Source organism: Pseudoalteromonas spongiae UST010723-006, assembly GCF_000238255.3.
In the GTDB taxonomy this organism is placed as follows: domain Bacteria; phylum Pseudomonadota; class Gammaproteobacteria; order Enterobacterales; family Alteromonadaceae; genus Pseudoalteromonas; species Pseudoalteromonas spongiae.
On record NZ_CP011039.1, the window covers coordinates 299,066 to 321,172 of the forward strand.

General features: G+C 41.4%; 21 protein-coding genes. 15 read left to right on the forward strand and 6 right to left on the reverse strand.

Annotated elements, in window-relative coordinates:
* Positions 1-16 precede the first annotated feature (16 nt).
* On the forward strand, positions 17-808 hold the full coding sequence (locus PSPO_RS01455) for a CLCA_X family protein (protein ID WP_010561218.1): 792 nt from the start codon (positions 17-19) through the stop codon (positions 806-808).
* Positions 809-1,134: 326 nt separating this feature from the next.
* Here PSPO_RS01455 and PSPO_RS21545 read toward each other — a convergent pair whose 3' ends face one another.
* The 5 genes from PSPO_RS21545 to sbcD form a co-directional block, all read right to left on the reverse strand.
* On the reverse strand, positions 1,135-1,521 hold the full coding sequence (locus PSPO_RS21545) for a hypothetical protein (RefSeq protein ID WP_148665215.1): 387 nt from the start codon (positions 1,519-1,521) through the stop codon (positions 1,135-1,137).
* 59 nt (positions 1,522-1,580) lie between these two features.
* Positions 1,581-1,865, reverse strand: a complete 285-nt coding sequence (locus tag PSPO_RS01465; protein ID WP_010561216.1) for a hypothetical protein — start codon at positions 1,863-1,865, stop codon at positions 1,581-1,583.
* A 597-nt stretch (positions 1,866-2,462) separates the two neighbouring features.
* Positions 2,463-2,918: an RNA-binding S4 domain-containing protein gene (locus tag PSPO_RS01470; protein WP_010561215.1), complete on the reverse strand. Its 456-nt coding sequence runs from the start codon at positions 2,916-2,918 to the stop codon at positions 2,463-2,465.
* A gap of 11 nt (positions 2,919-2,929) precedes the next feature.
* Positions 2,930-6,601, reverse strand: a complete 3,672-nt coding sequence (locus PSPO_RS01475; RefSeq protein WP_010561214.1) for an AAA family ATPase — start codon at positions 6,599-6,601, stop codon at positions 2,930-2,932.
* Complete coding sequence (gene sbcD / locus PSPO_RS01480) at positions 6,598-7,809, reverse strand: exonuclease subunit SbcD (protein ID WP_010561213.1); 1,212 nt, start codon at positions 7,807-7,809, stop codon at positions 6,598-6,600. The genes PSPO_RS01475 and sbcD overlap by 4 nt, the downstream gene beginning before the upstream one ends.
* A gap of 206 nt (positions 7,810-8,015) precedes the next feature.
* Between sbcD and PSPO_RS01485 the strand changes: the two genes are divergently transcribed.
* Both PSPO_RS01485 and PSPO_RS01490 read left to right on the forward strand, forming a co-directional pair.
* Positions 8,016-8,825 (forward strand): ion transporter, encoded by an 810-nt coding sequence (locus PSPO_RS01485; RefSeq protein WP_010561212.1) that lies wholly within the window; start codon positions 8,016-8,018, stop codon positions 8,823-8,825.
* Between the two features lie 75 nt (positions 8,826-8,900).
* The gene (locus PSPO_RS01490) at positions 8,901-10,220 is read left to right on the forward strand and encodes an EAL domain-containing protein (protein ID WP_010561211.1); all 1,320 of its coding nucleotides are present in this window, start codon (positions 8,901-8,903) and stop codon (positions 10,218-10,220) included.
* A gap of 17 nt (positions 10,221-10,237) precedes the next feature.
* Here PSPO_RS01490 and PSPO_RS01495 read toward each other — a convergent pair whose 3' ends face one another.
* Positions 10,238-11,143 carry a 1-aminocyclopropane-1-carboxylate deaminase/D-cysteine desulfhydrase gene (locus tag PSPO_RS01495; RefSeq protein WP_010561210.1) on the reverse strand — a complete coding sequence of 302 codons (906 nt, stop codon included), beginning with the start codon at positions 11,141-11,143 and terminating at the stop codon, positions 10,238-10,240.
* An 88-nt stretch (positions 11,144-11,231) separates the two neighbouring features.
* Between PSPO_RS01495 and PSPO_RS01500 the strand changes: the two genes are divergently transcribed.
* Genes PSPO_RS01500 through PSPO_RS21990 form a run of 12 tightly spaced genes read left to right on the forward strand, consistent with a single transcriptional unit; the run spans position 11,232 to position 22,106 of the window.
* Positions 11,232-12,173, forward strand: a complete 942-nt coding sequence (locus PSPO_RS01500) for a hypothetical protein (protein WP_010561209.1) — start codon at positions 11,232-11,234, stop codon at positions 12,171-12,173.
* The gene (locus tag PSPO_RS01505) at positions 12,157-12,753 is read left to right on the forward strand and encodes a PilN domain-containing protein (protein ID WP_010561208.1); all 597 of its coding nucleotides are present in this window, start codon (positions 12,157-12,159) and stop codon (positions 12,751-12,753) included. Before PSPO_RS01500 ends, PSPO_RS01505 begins: the two co-directional genes overlap by 17 nt.
* Positions 12,753-13,445: a type II secretion system protein M gene (locus PSPO_RS01510; RefSeq protein WP_010561207.1), complete on the forward strand. Its 693-nt coding sequence runs from the start codon at positions 12,753-12,755 to the stop codon at positions 13,443-13,445. The genes PSPO_RS01505 and PSPO_RS01510 overlap by 1 nt, the downstream gene beginning before the upstream one ends.
* Positions 13,423-13,755 (forward strand): MSHA biogenesis protein MshK, encoded by a 333-nt coding sequence (locus PSPO_RS01515; RefSeq protein ID WP_010561206.1) that lies wholly within the window; start codon positions 13,423-13,425, stop codon positions 13,753-13,755. Before PSPO_RS01510 ends, PSPO_RS01515 begins: the two co-directional genes overlap by 23 nt.
* On the forward strand, positions 13,739-15,412 hold the full coding sequence (mshL, locus tag PSPO_RS01520) for a pilus (MSHA type) biogenesis protein MshL (protein WP_010561205.1): 1,674 nt from the start codon (positions 13,739-13,741) through the stop codon (positions 15,410-15,412). The genes PSPO_RS01515 and mshL overlap by 17 nt, the downstream gene beginning before the upstream one ends.
* Positions 15,412-16,314 (forward strand): ExeA family protein, encoded by a 903-nt coding sequence (locus PSPO_RS01525; protein WP_010561204.1) that lies wholly within the window; start codon positions 15,412-15,414, stop codon positions 16,312-16,314. Before mshL ends, PSPO_RS01525 begins: the two co-directional genes overlap by 1 nt.
* Entirely contained in the window at positions 16,311-17,477 is a 1,167-nt protein-coding gene (locus tag PSPO_RS01530; RefSeq protein WP_010561203.1) for a tetratricopeptide repeat protein, read from the forward strand. The genes PSPO_RS01525 and PSPO_RS01530 overlap by 4 nt, the downstream gene beginning before the upstream one ends.
* Positions 17,467-19,176, forward strand: a complete 1,710-nt coding sequence (locus tag PSPO_RS01535) for a GspE/PulE family protein (RefSeq protein WP_010561202.1) — start codon at positions 17,467-17,469, stop codon at positions 19,174-19,176. The genes PSPO_RS01530 and PSPO_RS01535 overlap by 11 nt, the downstream gene beginning before the upstream one ends.
* Positions 19,177-19,180: 4 nt before the next feature.
* Positions 19,181-20,407 (forward strand): type II secretion system F family protein, encoded by a 1,227-nt coding sequence (locus PSPO_RS01540; protein WP_010561201.1) that lies wholly within the window; start codon positions 19,181-19,183, stop codon positions 20,405-20,407.
* A gap of 2 nt (positions 20,408-20,409) precedes the next feature.
* A complete protein-coding gene (locus PSPO_RS01545) occupies positions 20,410-20,886 on the forward strand; it encodes a hypothetical protein (RefSeq protein WP_148665216.1) in 477 nt (158 codons plus the stop codon).
* A 46-nt stretch (positions 20,887-20,932) separates the two neighbouring features.
* Positions 20,933-21,547, forward strand: coding sequence for a pilus assembly FimT family protein (locus PSPO_RS01550; protein ID WP_010561199.1), 615 nt, complete (start codon positions 20,933-20,935; stop codon positions 21,545-21,547).
* 25 nt (positions 21,548-21,572) lie between these two features.
* A complete protein-coding gene (locus PSPO_RS21990) occupies positions 21,573-22,106 on the forward strand; it encodes a prepilin-type N-terminal cleavage/methylation domain-containing protein (protein WP_021032999.1) in 534 nt (177 codons plus the stop codon).
* Position 22,107 lies beyond the last annotated feature (1 nt).

Sequence of the window (22,107 nt, forward strand, 5' to 3'; positions counted from 1 at the left end):
ATAGATTAGAGCCAACTTGAAGTTAACCAGCTTTAAATACAAAACCCGCAAAGGGCCAGACTATCGCCATGGCGAACAAGTGTCGTTTTTAGATATAAAACACACCTTTGGCATGGGGAATATTCGAGTGGGTAGCTGGGTAACGCGCGAAGAAAGAGATCTTGCCGCTAATTTAGTATTCGATGCACTGGCTGATTTAGCTTACATATTGGCATTACCGCCACAAGCAATGGGGTTGCGTGGCAACTTAAACCTTGCCTTTGGTAGTGGTGGACGAAAGGGCGTGCAAGCGCATTATGCCCCTCATTATCGCGAGCTGGCACTGGCTAAAAACGCAGGAGCAGGGGCGCTTGCCCACGAGTTTTGGCATGCCTTTGATCATTACATCGCCGACAAAGCTTTTGATATTAATGATGCAGAGCTCTTGCCAAACCGCATTTTATTCGCCAGCGACTGCTGGCTGAAAAACAAAACACAAATTGCCCACCCGTTAAATGATCGCCTAATAAATATTTTTAGCGCCATGCTGTTAAGCGACGACGGCCAAGATAAAAACGACTTTGTCGCCCGCAGTGTAAAAGCCGACTTAGCCTTATCAAGAAACTACTTTTCACTGCCCACCGAAATGATGGCGCGGGCTTTTGAAGCAGCAGTAGAGACTTGCCCTGATATTGAAAACAGCTATTTGGTCGCGGGCACAACCAACCCAGATGTAATGCCAGTGTTTCCAGACTTAACCCATCGACAAAGGATTTATGAGGCGTTGTTAGCGTATTTTAAGCCCTTGGGGATGGCATTGAGTAAGTGAGCTGGCTTTTGCTTTTTTAGCTTCGCCTCCCTGCATTTATCTTGCGCCATCCATGGCGCACTCGTTCATTCTTTTTAAAACGGCCAAAAAGAACGAACCAAGAAAAAGCCGCCCCGAAATCAAACTGATTCCTCAAAGAATAAATTGAAATGAACGCAAACAGTATGCAATCGCCATCCATGGCTCAAGCATACTTTTGCCAGCATCCATGCTGGCAATTGCTCTTCAATTTAATCTTTTCTGGTTTGATTTAAGGGGTGAGGGAGTGAAGCTAAGCAATGCATTTAACAATCACGATATTCTCATTATTTTATTGAGCTGGTTTCCTATTTTTTGTCACTATTTGTGTTTGGCATCATTGCAGCCGCACCAGAATTGTTATTTTGTGTTGTTTGAGCGCTAGTCTTTGCCTGTAAGCTAACTGCTCCCTGAAAGCTATCTTGAAAGCTGGTAGCTTGTTGATAGCTTCTTGTTAAATCGACAGCTTGATTAAAACTTTCATTTGCACGAGTTGCCTGTTTTTCAATAGTTTTGCTCCTATTAGCTTCTTTTGTCATTTTCTTTCCGCCTTTTAAAAAAAGTGTAGATGAAGTCGAGACGCCTAAACATACCGACATAATAATTGCCAAATAGAAAGTCCTTATAGCCCATGTATCCAATTGTGTTAAAACATGTTGTTTTACAGCTACATCTTTTTCTTGCGCCAAGTCCACAATGAAATCAGCATTTTTTCCAAATAAGGTAACAATACAGAAAATTGAAGCTAAAAAGCTTATCGTAGCAACAGAAAAAACGCCATATCGTAATGGTTAAGAGTGTCAGATAGCTTTAACAATGTAATTAAAAAACCAATTCCAGCGACCGAAAGAGTTAAAATGCTCTTATCTTTCTCCATAGTGGTATTGTAAAACGATGAATAAGATTGACTTTTAAATTCTACAGCATATAACCTTTGTAAATCCTGATCAGAAATACTGTTTTCTATTTTTTCTGGCTCAGAATTTTCTGGTATTTTTTCTTTAACTTCTTTGTTTATAACTTTACAGAAAATATTCACATTACTCCCTTTTGAACATCGACGCTGCATTGAATGATTGGGTATTTTCCGCCAACAACCTTCACGCTTACAACTTTCTATCTTTTTATCAAATATTATAAATTATTGCCAATTATGAATTTTTATTACTTGGTCTAAATTTACACTTTTAAATAAAAGGTGTGCAGTATAGTTTGTGATGATGGGAAAATATAAAAAAGTGAATGTAACAATATTCACAGAAGTTGAATTTGTGCCATTTCCCCCTTTTATCAAACCTGAATAAGGGATTTAAATGAATAATGCGAGACAGGGAGCGAAGCGGTCGAGCAAGCCATGTACAACAGGGATGTTGCTTCATGGCGTTTATGTTCACATTTAAATATCTTTTGAAGATTAGTTTGATTTTTAGGGGCGGCTTTTTCTTGGTTCGTTCTTTTTGGCCGTTTAAAAAGAATGAACGAGTGCGTCATGGATGACGCAAGATAGATGCAGGGAGGCAAGTGCTTTAATTACAATTCAAAGATGATGCTGCTAGCACGATAACTAGGCTATCAATTCACTCTAGGGTCAAAAGTAAATAAATAGCCAAGCAAATGAAACTTAAAATCGAACCCTTTACCCAAACGATATCGGTTTTCTACCCGTTTTTTTATCTTTGGCTTTTGCGCTTTTAGCGGCTGGTTTTTTATCTGCTTTTTTCGCTTTTGCAGGTGACGGATTATTCGCTGGAGTTGCTGCTTTTGGTTCTTCAATCACCTCTGGTACTGGCTGATATTCAACTGCGTCATCATCTTGAACGTCGTTTTCAAATGACTCGCTTTCTTGGTAGTCACTCTCAGCGCTTTCGCCTGAAAATTCGGCAACTTGGAACAGTTGGCCGTCGAATTCTACCGTGTCACCTGCGTATACTTTTTTGCGTTTTTGTAGGCAAATTTCACCATTAAGAGCAACATAGCCGTCGGCAATTAGCATTTTTGCTTGGCCGCCAGACTCAACAAGGTCGAGTAGCTTTAATAAGTTACATAATTCAATCGGTTGCTCTTCAAGTTCAACAACAAAAGCTTGTGACATGGATAAATCTCTTAACTGGTTTCGCTGGCTATTGTATCAAACTTATAGGTGCGGTCGAGTTCGCTGATGCCTAAACCTGACTTTTTACGCACTTTAATTTGCACTGGTATGCGCTCTTTCATCGCATCGATATGGCTTATTACGCCAATGGTTTTGCCGCTGGCATTTAGGTTATCGAGCGCATCAAGGGCGATATCGAGGGTTTCTTTATCAAGTGTGCCAAAACCTTCATCTAGAAACAGTGAGTCAATACTCACTTTATGACTAACCAAATCTGAAAGCGCGAGCGCCAAAGCTAGGCTCACTAAAAAGCTTTCACCGCCAGATAGGGTGTTGGTATCGCGCACTTGCTCGCCTTGCCAAAGGTCGATAATTTGCATTTCTAACGACTGATCTTCTTTGCGTTTTAATAGGTAGCGGCCAGTGAGCTTTTCAAGTTGTCGATTGGCAAGGTAAATCAAATTATCAAGCGTTAGCCCTTGGGCAAATTTTCTAAACTTATCGCCTTTTTGCGAGCCAATTAAACCGTGTAAATAATGCCAATCTTGATATTCGCGGTTTAGTAAATCGAGCTCGTGTTTTAAATCTTTAAGTTTGTCTTGTCGCGCTGTATTTTCATTAATTTGGTTGCTCAGTAACCCCAGTTGTTGGTTGGTTTGACCAAGTGTTTCATTTAGTTCGTCAAAGGCACTTTGTAGTTGCTGGCTATTTAGGTTTAGCGTATTAAATTCGTGTGCTTGTTGAGTTTTTAACTCATTTTCAACAGTATTTATTTGCTCGCTATTAAGTGTAAGTGCAGCATCTAATTGGCGTTTAAGCTCGGCTAGTTTATCAAACTCATCAACTGGTAAGCGTGCTTGTTGCGCCGCCTCAATGGTCGCATAAGGGGTTTGCTCCAGTAATTTAGTGAGCTTGGTTTTCAGTTCACTTAATTGCACATTGGTATCATTAAGTTGATCTTGTTTTTCGCTTAGCTGACCGTTGAGCTTGGTGAGCGCAGAATTAATTTGTTGGGCGTGTGTTTCAGCGGCTTTTACTTCAGTGTGAAGCGCCTCTAAGTGTGCTTGTGATTGTTGCTTTTCAGTTATGGTCGATTTATCGCCAAACAGCTCGTGGCGTGTGTGTGCTTGCTCGGCAATTTTCTGCTGTGTGGTTTCGTGCTGATTTTTTAATTCACTTTGTTGCTTTGCAATATCCATTTGCTGCTGTGTTAAATGGTTGCGTGCCTGCTGTGCTAGAGCGAGCTGCTGTTGTAGATGTTGGTATTTTTTATGCTGTGTTTTAAGTGTATTTAATTGCTGTTTCTGTTCGTTAAACCAGTTGGCTAAATCGTCTTCTTGGCAGGAATATCCACACTTATTGATTGTGTATACAAGCTCTGTAAGCGCTGAGGTGTAAGCTTTTTGCTGCTCATCAAAGGTTGTTAATAGCTTTTGCTCTTTGGCGGTTAGGTTTTGTAATTGCTCAGTAGTGCTATTAAGTTTTTCACTCAGTAATTGTATTTGATGGCTTATCTCGCGTTCTGCTTGTTGCGCCTCGGTTAACTGAGTATTTATTGCTTTAACTTGTTCATGGTTTTGTAACGCAGTTGCAAGGTGTTGCTCTGTTTTCTCAATAAACGTCAGCAAAGCGGTTTCATCGCTAATCGCAATCTGTTCAATCGACCAAGTTGTGGCGATTGAATCTAGTTGCTGGGTTTTATTCGTGATTGCGGTATTTAATGCATCAATTTGTTGGGCATTACTGCTAAGTGCTGCGGAAAGCTCAATCACGTTTTGTTGTAAGTCACTTATCTCTTGTTTAAGCGTTGCGATCTGTGTGTTTTCATCACCTGACGAGTTACCAGCCTCAAAATGACTTAAGTCATGCTGAGCACTACCGCAAAGCGGGCAGGGGGTATCTTCTTCTAAATCTTGTCGCAGTTGTGCTAATTGGGCTTCGGCATTTTGTAAGCGCAGTGAGGTATCTAAACTTTGTTGTTGAGCTTTCAGCAGCGCATTTTGTGAAGCAAGCTGCTCTTCTAGCTCAGGCTGGGCACTCTGTAATGTTTTAATTTGCGTTTTATCCGCAAAGATTTCGTTTGTTATTTGTTGCCACTGAATTTGCTGTTGTTTTGCAGTTTTGGCTTTATCTAACGTCTGTTTAAGTGAGTTTATTATGTTTTCACACACATCAATATCACTGTTGTCACCAAATTCACTTAACTGTGTTTGTAACTGAGTAACTTGAAGCTGACGCTGTTCACGTTTTGTTTGCTCTTTTGCGATGCCTGTTTGTTGCTCGCCAATTGCTTGGTTTAGAGCGGTTTTGCTTTCGGCTAACTCGGTTAGTTGGTTTTGTTGCTGCTGCAAAGACTGTGCGTTTAGTTGCAGCTTAGCGTGCTCATCAAGCCACTCTGAAAGCTGGTGTTCAAATTGCTCTATATTTATGGTTTGATCAAAACTTGCGGCAAGTTGCTGCTTTTCAGTTTCAAGGCACTGAATGTTACTTTCACTTTGTTGCAGCGCTTCAGTTAGTTCTTTTTTTTGTATATACAAGCTTTCTAGCTGCTGATTTAACTCGCTTAATTTGCTTTTGCTATGCGCAAGTTGGTTATCGAGTGGGGTTACCTTATTATCAATAAGCTCAAATAACTCTTTTTGCGCTTGCTTGGCAGTATCGAGTTTAGTGGCTAGGGAATAATTTAACTCAACTACCTTTGCTTGCTCGTTTGCGCGCAAGTTTGCTTGTTGTTGATAACTTTCAATACTGGCAATTTGGCTTTGCTTGGCAGTGTTTAACGATGCGAGTTTATCTAAATCAACCGCGAGTTTTTGTGCGGGCAAGGCAGTTTCAAGGCGCGTTAGCTCTGGCTGTTTTTCAGCAAGTTCATTTTCAAGTTGCGCTTTTTGCTGTTGCAGTTTTTCTAAACGCTGTTGGTTTTGTATAAGCTGGTTATGCCAATCGCGTTTTGCTTGCAGGCTGGTAAGCTCGCTTTTTAAATTAGCTTGCTGTGTTTGTAGCTCACTAAATTGCTGGTTTATTTCATTTATACGCTCTTCTGGTAACAGTTCGAGCGATTCTGTTTTAGCACTTATTACATTAAGTGCATCGCGTGCTTCACCAAAGCGTTGGTGTACTAATTGCGAAATTTGGCCATAAATTTCGGTGCCTGTGAGTTCTTCTAATAATTCGGCGCGGTCGGCTTCTTTGGCTTGTAAAAATGCGGCGAACTGCCCCTGTGACAACATCATGGATTTTGTGAAGCGGGCAAAGTTAAGGCCAGTGAGTGACTCGATTAGCTGATCTTTCTTTTTAATTTGTGCGGCAATAGGTTTATTGCTCGCCACTTCAACTAGCTCTACTTCCGCTGGTTGTAAGTTGCCGTCTGGCTTATTACGGGCGCGGCGCATTGACCAAAAAGCACGATACACACCTTGGTTTACGGCAAATTCAACCTCAGCTAAACAGTAACTGGTGCCTCGGGTCATTATTTCATTATTACTTGCGCTGATTGCACCAAGCCTTGGCGTGCTGTTGTAAAGTGCTAAGCAAATGGCATCTAAAATAGTGGTTTTACCGGCGCCAGTTGGCCCGGTGATAGCAAAAATGCCGCTTTCGGCAAATGGCGCTTTGTTAAAATCGATTTTCCACTCACCTTTTAGCGAGTTTAAATTGGCAAAACGCAGTGACAATATTTTCATGACTGCGCTCCTTTTGCCGTATTCAGCAGTGAAATAAAGTGCTGGGTTAGGCGCTCTTTACGGGCTAGATCGTCCTCTGTTGTAAACTCTTCAAGTGAAATACGTTTCTCAAAAACCTCTAAAGGGGTTATTTCAGACAGGTTTTCTTGCTTTTGTTGGCTAAGTTTAGCTACATGTTTGCGCGCACGTTTTAGTTGTAATACTTCCACGGGCAGGTCTTTGGTGAGATCTAACACGGTATTTTGCAGGTCGCTAATATAGTCGTCGGTGGTAACTTCAATGCTCAGCCAGGTTGTTTCAGTTTGCTCTGCAAATACGGTTAATGCGTTTTTAATTTCGGCGAGGTTGCCTTTTATGGCTTGCATTGCTTGAAAGCGCGGGATTTCAAGTTTGTTTATTTGCGACACATTTTGCCCTTCAAATTCAACCAAGTTGACCGATTTTGCGTGTTTTAATTCATCAAAACTAAGGGCGATTGGCGAGCCGCTATAAAACACATTACCTTCTTTACCGACCTTTTGAGCGCCGTGAATATGACCAAGGGCGATGTAATCAGCGTTTGGCAGTTGATGTGCGTTTATACCTGACAGATGGCCGATATAAATATCGCGCACTGACTCTGAGCTAGATGCGCCTACCGCAGTTAAATGGCCCGTCATAATTATCGGTATATCTTGATCTGCTTTTAATGTTTGCGCGGCCTTAAAGGTATTTTCAAAGTGTTCGTAAATGCCTTTGGCAAGGTTGTCTTGTTTTTCTTTTATGCTTTCGTCGGCGTGGCTGGTGATAATGTCTTTACTGCGTAAAAATGGAATGGCACAGACATAACCTAAGGTTTTTTCCGCTTTAGTGATAGCGACGATTTGCTCTGCTACATTTTCACTGGCTTGCGATACCACATGGCAGTTAAGCGCTTTTACTAAGCTTTTAATCTCGTTAAGGGTAGCTACCGAATCGTGATTGCCTGCGGTTACAATCAGCTGGCAATCTGCCGCTTGCATCGCCAAAATAAGTTCACTGTAGAGGCTGCGCGCATAACTTGGTGGCGTGCCAGTATCAAAAATATCTCCTGCGATAATCACCGCATCTACTTGCTGCGCTTTAACTTGCTCAGCTAGCCATTTGATTAATAAATGGTGCTCTTTTTGCCGAGACTGATTAAAAAAGCTCTGGCCAAGATGCCAGTCAGATGTGTGAATAATGCGCATAAGAGTTCTTGATAGCAAAAAAACTCACTTTATCACTTTTTAATAAAACCCATAAAGGGCAACAAGCGGCATAAAGCATAATTTTTTAACCGCTGCTTTTAGCGCATAACATGTTGTTACAGTGCGCTAATTTATCCGTTAGATCTTCGCTTAATGGATGGTTATAATGCGTTTTTTATTTTGCTAACCAGTAAGAGAAATTCAGTATGTTCACGGCCATGCAAAGCCAATTTCAACGAATCGACGACAGTAAAGCGTTTCAAGCCTTTGTTATTTTTGTCATTGTGGTATCGGCACTGAGTGTTGGTGCGCATACGTATGCCTTGCCTGTGTGGATGGAAAATCTCTTACTGCTTTTAGACAAAGGCATTACAGTATTTTTTGCGGTAGAAATTGCAATTCGCTTTATTGCTTCAAAAGGACCAAAAGCGTTTTTCTCTAAGGGCTGGAATATTTTCGACACCATCATTGTGATAGGTAGTTTATTGCCTGTTGCGGGTTCAACGGTGTTTATTGCGCGTTTACTGCGTATTTTCCGTGTGCTGCGTTTGGTTTCTATGGTGCCAGAGCTACGAATGCTGGTGAATGCGCTGATTAAAGCGATTCCGCGCATGGGCTACATCGCCCTGTTAATGTTTGTAATTTTCTACATTTATGCCGCTGTTGGTAGCATGATGTTCAGTGAAATTAACCCAACCCTTTGGCGCGATGTATCGATTTCAATGCTTACGCTGTTCCGTGTAGCCACCTTTGAAGACTGGACAGATGTAATGTACGAAACCATGGCGGTGTACCCGCTAAGTTGGATTTACTATTTGTCATTTATCTTTTTAACTGCGTTTATTTTCTTAAATATGATGGTGGGTGTGGTGCTTGAAGTGATGACCCAAGAGCACGATAACTTTGTAAAAGAAAATACTGACGAATTAGATGAACCTGCCACCAAAGGTGAAGTGCTTGAGTTAAAAGCACAAATTCTAGAGCTTAATAAATTACTCAGCGAACGGCTAAAGTAACCGCCACTGCTCACTTGCGCATCTCGCTAACCTCGTTAACACTTATGTATAGTGAGTAGGTGTGGCGGATGTGCAATGTGGAACAACTTTAGTCGTATTCTTTATATACTCTACGTTGTTTTTGCGCTTTGGGCGTGTTTTGTTGCTTATTGGTTCTTAGAAAGTCTTACCGCTGTTATTGTGTGTGGTGCAATTGCCGCCATATTACTTCTGTTATTTATCCACCGCGCGTCATCCGGCGCACTATTAAAACTGCCTCCGCAAATTTCATTTAAACGCCAAGCTTCCCCTGTTTATGCATTAAACAGCAATGCGTTTGATGTGTTTGTATTGGTTAGTGGTGCATCTATTAATAATTTGCAGGAGTTAGGTGAGCGCTTAAAAAACGCATTCGCCAGTGACTTTGTATCTTGCAAGCAACTTAAAGGCGAGCGTATAAGCATTACTATTAAATGTCCAAATGTGTGCGATGAAAGCCGATTTAATACACTTTTTAGTGAAGTTATGGCGCAGTATAGCGACATTGCATTTGGTGCTTGTTTGTATCGCGAGCCGTGTCAGCAGTTGAATGTATATCAACTTGCAGAGCTTGCATTAGCTATTGCGAAAACAAAACAGCATGACCCTTGCCACACCCTAAAGCTAAATCAAACTAATCTTGTGCTATTACAATATTCGCTGCCAGATATGCTGAGTGACTTGTTAAATAAGCAGTTTTTACTGGTTTTTGAGCCGGTGTTTAGCGTGCATGGTGAGGCTTTGTTATTTCATCAAGTTGGTATCACGATTCGCCATCAAAAAATTGGATTGTGTGATGCCAAACAGTGTTTGTTGGGCTGTATTGAGCCAGATAAGTTAATTGCGCTCGATTCTCATTTAATGCGCCAGCTAATTAAAACACTTGCACAAGACCCAGGTAGCGAACCTGTCTCTTTGTGTTTGGATCTTTCTACTTGGCAAAGTGCTAATGCAATAAATGAGCTAGTGAAATTGGTAGACCAAGCGGGGCATACCCAAGTGATCCGTTTTTCATTGCCTGAAAGCGTATTCGTTAACGAATTTGATAAAATCTCAGCACAACTTAAATTTGTTAAAAAGCATAATATTGCTATTTTGCTCGAGCATTGTCATGGTGCATTATTAGCGGAGCAAAAAGGTGTGAATTATTTAACTGGGATAAGTTTAGACAGCGATTGCTTTCAGCTGCCTCATGAGCAACAAGAAAGCTTACTGACCGCCGTTGCTGATTTTGCCAATCAATACCAGTTGCAGTTATACGCAAATGGCGTAGCAAATAAATACCAACTTAACTTGCTTGCAGAACATCATTTTTCTGGTGCTAGTGGGCGCTACTTTCAGCAAGGCGAAAGCAATATTGCACTGGGCTTAAACTAACCCCCCAATTGAGGTGGTTAAATTAGCTTTCGGTATTTCAATCCTGTCAATCCTTGTAGGCCGCCGGTGTGAATCGCCATAATGCGAGTGTTTGGTTTTATAATCCCTTGCTTTATTTGGCTGAAAATTGTGAATAGTAATTTACCGGTGTAAATGGGCTCAAGTGGCAACTGCGCGCGCATACTTTGGCAAAACTGCCACAATTCATCGGTAAATTTACCGTAGCCGCCATAGTGATATTCGGTGAATAAATGCCAATTATTTTGTTGTTTAGCTTTAAGGCTAAGCTTTTGGATTTCATCGTTTAAATAATTTGCCTGTTTTAACACCGCAACACCATAAATTTGAGTGCTATTGGGCAGGCCTTCAATCAACCCTGCTAAGGTGCCGCCGCTACCCACAGCACACCAAACTTGCTCTGTGTGTGGCAAGCTTTGTGCGAGTTCTATAACGCCTTGCATTGCGAGTTGGTTGCTACCACCTTCTGGAATGATTAGGCTGTGTGGACGTTGTGTTTGTAATTCAGATAAATAATCTTGCTCGTAACGCTTTCGGTAAGTAATGCGATTAACTGGTGTTAGTTTTACGCCGCAAGCGCTGGCGAACTTTAAACAGGGATTGTTAGCATCAAGTTCTGGCCCACGTACAATTACTTCTGTGTTAAACCCAAATAAGCGCGACGCGCCCGCTAACGCATATAAATGATTTGAGAAAGCGCCTGAAAAACTCAGCAAGTTGTTTATTTTGTTTTTATGCGCATAGTGCAGGTTATATTTAAGTTTGCGCCATTTATTACCGCTTATTAACGGATGCGTCAGGTCATCGCGTTTTACAAATAGGGTGATGTTATTTTCAGCTAACATGGGGTGCGCAATTTTTTGCACCGGTGTTTGATCAACATTTAGTTGGAAATCAATGCTCAAAGTACGAAACTCCTTGCTTAGGTTGGTTTGCTTGCTACACTAAGAGCAATAGCGCGTTTGATAGATAACATATTAAATAATAACAAATATGAAGAATTTATTGGCTCGAATCCCGTGGTTTAACAAGAATAATGGTGGCTCACTATTAGCTGGCATCTATATTGCGAGCGATAAAATTGTGTCTGTTATTCTTTATTGCGTTTCGGATGGTTTCGAAATTAAGCATACCGTGGTTGAAGCGTTTCAAAGTGAAACGGAAAAACTACCAGCATTTAATCGGGTGTTATCGAAACTTCCCGCGGGTGCACAAGCGTGTTTAGTCATGCCCGAAAGTGCATATCAATGGGTGCAAATTGATAAGCCTAATTTACCAGAGCAAGATATCGTGACATCGTTACCTTGGACGATTAAAGAATTAGTAAGCATAGAACCTTCCGATATTATCGCTGATTATTACGATGCATCGTTAAAACAAGGTGGGCAAAATAAGATTAATGTGGTGGTAACAAGTCGCACCTTGTTAATGCCAATGCTTAAATTAATTACCGATAGCGATATAGACCTACACACTATTACTACCCAAGAGATGATGTTTTGCGATTTAGTGACGCAAGACAACGCTGCGCATATGTTGGTTTCACAGCAATTTGGCAACGAGCCAAGCATTCATATTATTCGTGATGGCGAGCTTTTGTTATCGCGTAAGCTACGTGGCTTAATCCCGCTGGCTGAGCAACCGTTAAATCAATTAAAACTTGGGTTACTTGATTCACTAGGATTGGAATTACAGCGTTCACTGGATTATTTTGAAAGCCAGCTAAAACAACCTCCAATTAAAAGTTTGCAGTTGGCCATTCCAAATTTTGAAATTAACGGCATAGCGCAAGAATTGAGTCAGTTTTTTCCAGCAAAAGTACTTGCGTTTGAACCACGCTTAGCGCTTTGTTTACAGCAAAACACTGAAGTGCAGCTAGCGATTGCGGCAGCATTATCACAGGACTTGCGAGGTGATAATGAAGACTCGCATTAACTTATATTTAGATGAGCTAAAACCGAAGCGTGAATTTTTTTCGCTTAATAATATTGTGATGTGTTGGGGCGCTCTCATTATTGTGCTGGTGCTTGTTAGTGTATTATTTGCGCGTTTTGAACATACATCGAAACAACAGCTGTTATCGCTACAAAGCAAGTTAGACCGCACAAAAGCTGAGCTAACCCAAGTGCAACGAGAATTAGAACGAAAACAAGATAAATCGCCAGTATTGCGCCGTATTGATAAGAAAAAGCACGACATGCTTGAAATGCAAAAGTTATTACAATTTATGCAAGCGAAATCAACGCAAGCTGAATTTGACTATGCACAAGTGATGGTTGATTTAGCCAGTAATACGCACAACGAAATATGGCTTAAATCGTTCCATTTTGTTGGTAACGATATTCAATTAGTTGGCGAAGCGACGCATGGCTCGGCTATTCCTGAATGGCTAAATGGTCTGAAGCGGTCAGAATATTTTGAGGCAAAAACTTTCTCTTTGCTTGAATTTGATAAGCAGGAAACCGGTGTTGAGTTTCAAATTGCTACCCAATATAGCGGCCAAGGAGTGCAATAATGAAGGATACTTGGCAGCAGTGGTCAGAAAAACTCAGCACGCTAGAGCAACGTGAAAAGTTACTGGTATTTTCAGTTGGCTTGTTTTTGATTGGCTACTTAACCATTTGGTTTGTAATTTCGCCGCTGCAAACTGCATATTCAAACAATCAGCAGCGAATTACTAATTTAACTAATCAACAGCAAAACAGCGAGCGACAATTAGTGGTGCTGAAAGATGCGCTGAGCAAAAGTTATGTGCAAGAGTTATTGCAACAAGAGCAATCTCTTGAAAGTGAATTGCAGCAAATTAATCAGCAACTGGCTGATTTTAGCCTTACCTACATCTCGCCTGAAGATATGGCATTAGTATTGCAAAAAATTCTGCGTAAGCATAAAAATATTCAACTTTCGCGTTTTAAAATAAACCCAGTTGAAGCTATTTATGTCACTTCAAGCACTTCTGCTACGGCACAAGACCCTCAGGGGGAAGAATTTCTAGCGCCGAGGGAAGTCGCGTTTTATCAACACACTATGCTGATAGAGCTAGAGGGTGAATATTTCGCGCTATTAAGTTATTTAAAACAAATTAAGAAGATTGAAGAAAAGTTATTTATTCAAGAATTTGATTACCAAGTGGATGAGTATCCAACAGGTAAATTGACATTAACCATTGCTACTGTAAGTGCGAATGATAAATTTATTGCGTTATAACCTTATTTTAATCTGTATGTGTTGTGGCTTTTCGCTGTCGGCAAAAAGCCTGCAAGATCCAACACGACCAAAAACACTCGAAGCGAGCAGTGTGGTTGCTAACAGTACACAAGCAGATAACGCCCTGGTGCTGCAATCGGTGTTTGTAAAAGATTCAGGCAACCTTGCAGTTATTGCTGGGAAAATGGTAAGAATTGGCGACCAAGTTCAAGGACATAAAGTTATAAGAATAACGCCGGACTCGGTGACACTAGAGCAAGGTCAAACTAACAAGGTATTGAGACTTTATCAGCATGAAATTAAAAAATAACATTCTAAAAAGTTGGCTGGCAGTTTCAGCGTTATTGGTGTCTGGTTGTGAGCTTACGTCAGAGCCAACATTAAAGCCGCATATTCAACAAGAACTCAATGCGAAACCGCAAAGTATTGCAAATGAGCAAAGCTCGACCGAGCAAGCTCCAGAAGGTTTTGAAGATGAATTACTGGCCTCCGTAGGAACCAGCGTTTCATTACCGAAAGAGTTTGAAATGACACGTTTTGATGTAAATGCCAATAAAGTGTCTATTAATGAATTCTTCGCGGGATTGGTTGCTGATACGCCGTATAGTGTTGCTTTACACCCTGAGGTGGAAGGTGAAATTTCACTTACTTTAAAAGATGTCACTATGGATGAAGTGACAAAAATTGTATCGCGTTTATACGGCATTGATGTATTTCGCGAAGGCAAAGTAGTGCAAGTATTACCCGCGAAAATGCGTACCGAATCGATTCCAGTAAACTATTTAATGATGAAGCGCAGTGGTTTATCTACGGTAAGCGTTGTTGCTGGTGGCGTGAGCCAGTTTGATCAAGGCGGCTCGGGCGGTAATGGTAATTCAGGCAACAATAATTCGAGCAATAACCAAAATATGGGTGGCAATAACACCTTTGGTGGCGGCTCTAATATGCAAATTAATGGTGCTAGCATTCAAACCAGCAGTGAAACTGATTTTTGGAAAGATTTGAAGTTGGCGATGGAGTCCTTAATCGGTAAAGGAAGTGGCCGTTTTATTATTGTTAGCCCACAAGCAAGCTTAGTGACTGTTAACGCGTTACCAAGTGAAATTGCAGCGCTAAAAGAATTTTTAAAAGCCAGTGAAGACAGCTTACAGCGCCAAGTTGTGCTTGAAGCTAAAATTATTGAAGTAACCTTAAACGATGAATATCAGCAAGGGGTTAATTGGACCGAAGTGTTAGGCCATATTGGCTCAACTGATTTAACTTTCTCGACCACTGCCGCGGCGCAAGTTGGCAATACTATTTCATCTCAATTAGGTGGTGTGACTAACTTAGTATTTAAAAATGCTGATTTCAGCGGTGTGATTAACTTGCTTGAGACGCAGGGCGACGTGCAAATGCTTTCTAACCCACGTGTAACTGCAACAAATAATCAAAAAGCAGTGATTAAAGTGGGTGAAGATGAGTATTTTGTTACAGAAGTGTCGAGCACTACGGTAACGGGCAATGCGACAACCACGTCACCAGAAATTGAACTAACGCCGTTTTTCTCCGGTATCGCGCTTGATGTTACACCGCAAATAGATGAGTTTGGCTCGGTTATTTTACATGTTCACCCGTCGGTGACCGAAACTGAAGAGCAAAACAAAGTCGTGACACTAAACGACCAAGACTATGTTTTACCGCTTGCGCAAAGTAACATTCGTGAATCCGATACCGTGATCCGCGCAGGCAGTGGCGAAATTGTGATTATTGGTGGTTTAATGCAAACTTTAACTACAGATCAAGAATCGAAAACGCCAGTTTTAGGTGATATGCCTATTTTAGGAAACCTATTTAAAAGCGTGCGTCGTGTGCAAAACAAAAAAGAGCTTGTCATTCTTATTCGCCCAACGGTGGTGATGGCAGACACTTGGCAACAACAGCAACAGCGCAGCCTTAAATTGTTGAATTCTTGGTACGGTAAGTAATGTATCTATCGCACTTCGGTTTGACCGAGTTACCGTTTTCGCTAACGCCAAATACGCAGTTTTATTGCGCGTTAGCACCCCATAATGAAGCCATGGATGTATTGATTACCGCACTCAATATGGGTGAAGGCTTTATTAAAGTTACGGGTGAAGTCGGTACCGGAAAAACATTGTTATGTCGAAAGTTACTCAACAGCTTTGATGATTCAACCATAGTCGCGTATATCGCTAATTCGTATTTAAGTCCTGATGAGTTGTGTTATGCAATTGCCAACGAATTACAAATTGATATTAGTAGCGATTTAGATCAGCAATCACTTAGCCAAAAAATCCAAGACCAGCTACTAGCATTAAATCATCAAGGCAAACGCGTTGTTTTAATTATTGATGAAGCTCAGTGTTTAAGTTGGGATTCGTTGGAAGCAGTGCGCTTATTTACTAATTTAGAAACCGAAACACGTAAGTTAATTCAGGTTGTGTTATTTGGCCAGCCAGAGCTCGATAGCCGCTTAGCGAATCAAAAAGTGCGTCAGTTAAGGCAGCGAATTAGTTTTTCATACACTTTACGCCCTATGACTAATGCTGAAGTGGCTTATTACATTCGTCATCGCTTAGAAGTTGCTGGAGTTGAGCAGCCCAAAGAGCTTTTTTCCAATAAGGTGTGTTTGCTTATTGCAAAAGCGAGTCGTGGTATTCCGCGTTTAGTTAATTTGTTAAGTCATAAAGTGCTTATTCAAGGCTATGGTGAAGGTATTCAAAAAGCCAAAGTTGCTTATGTGTATAGCGCCGCGCAAGATACAGAAGATTGCCGCTTAAGTCGCTCACGTATTTGGCCAATGTACTTAGCTTTGTTGTTAGTAATCGGTACGGCGACATGGTTAATAGTTAAGGAACAACTATGAGTGTACTGAATAAAACGCTCAAGGGGTTAGAGCAAAGGCAAACGGAAGCTGCACCGAGCGCAGAGCGAGAACAAACAGTAAACGTAACGCCAATTTCAGATATTGGAGAAAAACTGCATAAGTTAGCAATTCCAGTATTAGCTGTGATGGCATTATCGCTCGTTGCTTATGTAGTTTATAAAAAAGATCTGGTTCAGCATTTTTTTGTAAAATCGCCAAACGCTGCTGAAAATGTTCCTGTGGCTACTGCTAATAACGACAAACCAGCTGTAAGTGAGCCAACAAGCGAAACGCCAAATCGCATGCTTGAACAGGAAAATGAACAAGCAAATCAACAAAGAAATGAGCAAGTAGCTGAGCAATCTAAATCGCTAACAGCTCAATCATTACCGCAAGCAGAGCAAGTAACGCAAACTATCGAGATGGATAATGATACAACTGCCACACAAGCTCCCCGCGTAGCGTCACAAAAAGTGGTGCCTTCTGAAGAGGAAACGCCACTCGTTCAGCTTGTAGAACGCGAAAAAGCGCGACCAACTGAACGTCAGGCGACGATGAAGCAAGTTACTAAGATAACAGCAACGCAACAGGCAAATGAGCATTTTCAAGCCGGAAAAAAAGCCTTCACGTTTGGTTTGGTAGGTGAGGCAATTGCTGCGTTAGAGCAATGTATTGCGGTGCTAAATGAACATATTGAGTGTCGTAGCTTATTGGCCGCAGCGTTTTATGGCCGCCAAGAAACCGTGAAAGCCAGTAATGTACTTGAGCAAGGTTTAAGTTTAAAACCCGACAGTATGGAGTGGCGAACTCTGCTGGCGCGCATTTACGCGGATAACAAACAATATAACGAAGTACTGAGTGTATTGCCGCAGCGCTATGAAAGCCAAGGTGATAAAGATTTTTGGATATTAAAAGGCTTAGCTGCACAGCAATTAAAGCAACACGAAGTGGCTTTACGCAGTTTTAAAAAATTAACACTATCACAGCCTGAGCAAGGTAAGTGGTGGTTAGCAATGGCGCGCTCTGCTGAATTTCTACAACAGTGGCAAAATGCGATGCAATATTACACAACAGCGACGCAAATTGGCAATTTGTCGCCTGCATCACAGCGTTATGCCGTTGAGCGTTTACAGTTTATAAGAGGTCGACTCGATGCGTCCTAGGTTAAAAATGCGATTGGGTGATTTGTTGGTTCATGAACATATCATCTCGGAACAACAACTCAACGATGCGCTTCAAGCGCAAAAAATAACTGGGCGAAAGCTCGGTGCTACATTGATTGAGCAGCAAGTGATTGAAGAAACTCAATTACTACGCTTTTTAGCGCAGCAACTTAATGTTGCGTTTGTAAACTTAGACAATGAAAAGCTCGATCCAAAGGTGGTTAAGCTGATCCCTGAGGTTTACGCTCGTCGTTTTAGAGCGCTGGCATTAGCAGACCTTGGTGAGTCGATTCAAATTGCGATGAGTGATCCGGCTGATTTATCGAGTTTAGATCAGCTAGCGCCCATTGTTGCGCCAAAGCAAATTGAAATCGTTGTTGCACAAGAGAAGCAAATTCTTAATGCGTTCGATAATTTATATCGCCGCACGCAAGACATTGAAAGCTTTGCATCTCAGCTGCAAGAAGAGTATCAAGAAACCGAAGAGTTTGAACTTAACGCGCTAGACGAAAACACCTCAGATGCCACGGTTGTAAAATTACTGCAGTCGATTTTTGAAGATGCAGTGCAAATGCGTGCGTCGGATATTCATATTGAACCTGATGAAGGCATTTTACGCATTCGTCAGCGTATAGATGGAATTTTGCATGAAAACACCCTTGATCAAGTAGCTATTTCAGCGGCGTTGGTACTGCGCCTTAAGTTAATGTCGGGTCTTGATATTTCAGAGAAACGTTTACCGCAAGATGGTCGTTTTAATATCACCATCAAAGGTCACAATATTGATGTGCGTGTTTCAACCATGCCGGTACAACATGGTGAGTCAGTGGTAATGCGTTTGCTCGATCAGTCGGCGGGTCTATTAACGTTAGATGAAACCGGTATGCCTTTAAAAGTGCTCAATAAAATGCGTACTGCGCTAAAGCGACCGCACGGCATGATTTTGGTTACAGGGCCAACGGGTTCGGGTAAAACCACAACACTTTACGGTGCATTAAGTGAGTTAAACCAATCGAGCAAAAAAATTATTACTGTTGAAGACCCCGTGGAGTATCGTTTACCTCGTATTAACCAGGTTCAGGTAAATAGCAAAATTGGGTTAAGTTTTGCATCTGTATTACGTACTACACTTCGTCAAGACCCTGATATTTTGATGGTCGGTGAGATGCGAGATCAAGAAACAGTTGAAATTGGTTTGCGCGGTGCGTTAACCGGTCACTTAGTTTTATCAACATTGCATACCAATGATGCGATTACCAGCGCCATGCGTTTAATTGATATGGGAGCGCCAAGCTATTTGGTAGCAAGCTCTTTACGCGCAATTTTAGCGCAGCGCTTAGTGCGTCGTGTATGTGATAAATGTGCGAGCGATTATACGCCTGATGCACAAGAACTTGCTTGGATAAATCATATTAATCCTCGCTTTAGCGGTGCTCAGTTTAAGTTAGGCAAAGGTTGCAACAGTTGCAATCAGACCGGTTATCGTGGCCGGATAGGTGTGTTCGAATTACTAGAAATGAACGAGCCTATGATGGATGCACTACGTTTAGCTGATACACAAGCGTTCTCAGAAGCGGCGCGCGCAAACCCTGAGTTTGAACCTTTATCAGTGATGGCATTGGATTACGCAAGCCAAGGCATTACCTCACTTGAAGAGGTGTTTAGAGTGGCTGAAAGTTTGCCTGAGTTAGTAGGTTAAGCCGATGCCGTTTTTTGCCTATCAAGCAAAAGATAAACAGGGCAAACCGGTTAACGGTGAGCTTGAGGCGCATGATGATAATGCGGCTGCAGATGTACTATTGAGGCGTGGGTTAATACCGCTGTCTATTAAACCTAGCACTGGTGAAAAAGAGGGCGATAACTCGCCGCTAATGGCGCTTTTTCAGCCAAAAGTAACCCTTGATGAGTTGATTGTCTTTTCAAGGCAAATGTACTCGTTAATGAAAGCGGGTATTCCGATTATTCGGGCGATTGTCGGGCTTGCTGAAACCACTACGCACCCTGTTTTTCGTGATGCCTTACTCGATGTTGCAAAGCAACTTGAGCAAGGTCGCAATTTATCCGCGGCATTTGCCAGTCACAAAAAGATATTTAACCGCTTGATGGTATCGATTGTGGTAGTGGGTGAAAGTACGGGTAAGTTAGAAGATGCATTTTTGCAACTTGCGACGTATTTTGAACAAGAGCACGAAACTCGCAAACGTATTAAAGCAGCAATGCGTTATCCAACGTTTGTGATTATTGCATTGGCAATCGCAATGTTTATTCTAAATATTTTCGTTATTCCAACATTTGCTGAGATGTTTGCAAAATTTAATGCCGAGCTGCCATTAATGACACGAATTTTAATTGGCACATCTAACTTTTTTGTTACGTATTGGCATCTACTTTTACTTTGTATTTTAGGAACTTTCATTGGCGTTAGAGGTTACCTGAAAACACCTGTTGGCAGGCTAAAATGGGATAGAATAAAACTAAAAATTCCAATTGTTGGCAGCATTATTGAGCGCTCGTTATTGGCTCGCTATAGTCGTTCGTTCGCCATGATCTTACGCGCAGGTGTACCTATGACGACCGGGCTATCATTGGTGGCCGAAGCGATTGATAACGCCTTTATGGAAGAGAAAGTAATCGATATGCGACGCAGTATTGAAAAAGGTGAAAGCTTACTGCGTGCATCGAAAAATAGCGAACTGTTTACTCAATTAGTATTGCAAATGGTGGCCGTAGGCGAAGAAACCGGGCGAGTCGAGGAGTTACTGCAAGAAGCGGCTGAATTTTACGAGCGTGAAGTGGATTTTGATTTAAAGAGTTTAACCGCCAAAATCGAACCAATTCTAATTTCGATTGTAGCGGGTATGGTGCTTGTTTTAGCCTTGGGTATCTTTACGCCAATGTGGGATATGATGTCGGCAATTAAAGGACGATAAATGTGGCAAATACTCACGAATCCAGTACTGGGTTATATCGTTTTATAATCATATTGATTATTTTTTGCCTGCTTTACTGGGTGTTGGCAGGAAAAATGCTAGGCTTATATGATGAAGTAGAACAGGTGGTTGCAAAAAAATCAAAAGATGAGTTTGTAACTAGCATTAATCACATTAGGCATCAATGGATGCGTGATAAGCAAAGCGAAGTTGAAATGTCGTTAGTTGGGCAGTCAACGCTAACTAGTGAAGGCTTGTTAAAAGCACGTGTTAACCGCAATGGGTTTGTAACCCACGTAGTTACATCATCCAAAGCACAATGTGATGGTTTGTTTGAAAATTTACAGTCGATTGCGTTATCTGATGTTAACAGTGTTGAAATATTAGATCATGGTCAAATAATTGGCTGTAAATACTATAAAAATTCAGTTTTACTATTTAAGTACATGTTCTTAAATGGCATAGTGAGCAATAGTTAGAGCATAAATGTTAACTTTGGTTACAATTAAGTCGTCGAGGCGTCAAATGAAGAAAAATCGAGCAAAGAATACAGGCTTCACATTAATCGAGATGATTATTGTGGTAATAATTTTAGGCTTACTCGCTGTTACGGCATTGCCGCGCTTTATTGATATTCAGGAAGAGGCGGAACGCTCAACGGTTGAAGGCGTAGCAGGTGGTTTAGCCGCAGCGGTTGGTCTAGTGCGAGCGCAATGGGAAGTGTTAGGCCGCCCTGATAATAATACGGCTACCAACTTTATTGATTATGATACAACGCGAGTTGGTATTGACCCTGATATTGGTTACCCAACGTCAGGCTTAGACGCTGCAAATAACGAAGTTGCAGGGTCAACTGAAACAACAGCGCTAAATACTGCAAAGTGTCAAGCAGTGTTTAACTCTGTACTGCAAAGTGCACCTTCTAATACGACATCAGCGGCAGCAGCGACAGTGGAAGAAAATACGTACTTAATTCGATTTGTTAATAACGGCTCTGTGGATGGTGCAAGCGATACGTGTTTGTATTATTTAGTAAGCTCGTTAGATTTAACAGCGATTCCTGGAAATGCGTTAGACGCTAACTTTCGTGGTATTGAATACTCACCTGCAACTGGCGTAGTGCGAGTTTTTGGTAACTAATTTAGGCTTTAAAGAGGTAAAAGATATGAAAAAGCAAACAGGTTTTACACTAGTAGAGTTAATTATTGTAATTGTAATTTTAGGTATTTTGGCAGTAACTGCTGCACCTAAATTTTTAGATTTACAAGGCGATGCTAATGCTTCGACTATTCAAGGTGTTGCAGGTGCTGTTGATAGTGCAAGTTCTATTGTTTATGGTAAAGCAGTAATTGCGGGATTACAGAAAACTGCAAGTGGTGCATCGAACGAGATTGATGATGGCAACGGTAATACTATCGCCTTAAACTACGGCTATCCAACGGCTACTGCAACAGGTTTGCCAGTAGCATTAGATATTAATGTAGATTCAACGAGCCCTTACAATGGTGCAGATTTTAACTTTGTAGCGATCTCTGGGACGCCAAACACTGCGTATATATTTGCAAATGGAAGCGTTACGCCAACCGGTTCAAATGATACAGAAATTTGCGCTGTAAAATACACAGAAGCTTCAGCAACTACAGCCACACCTCCCGTGTACTCTGCTGCAAACACAGAAGTTTTTACTGCTGGTTGTTAAA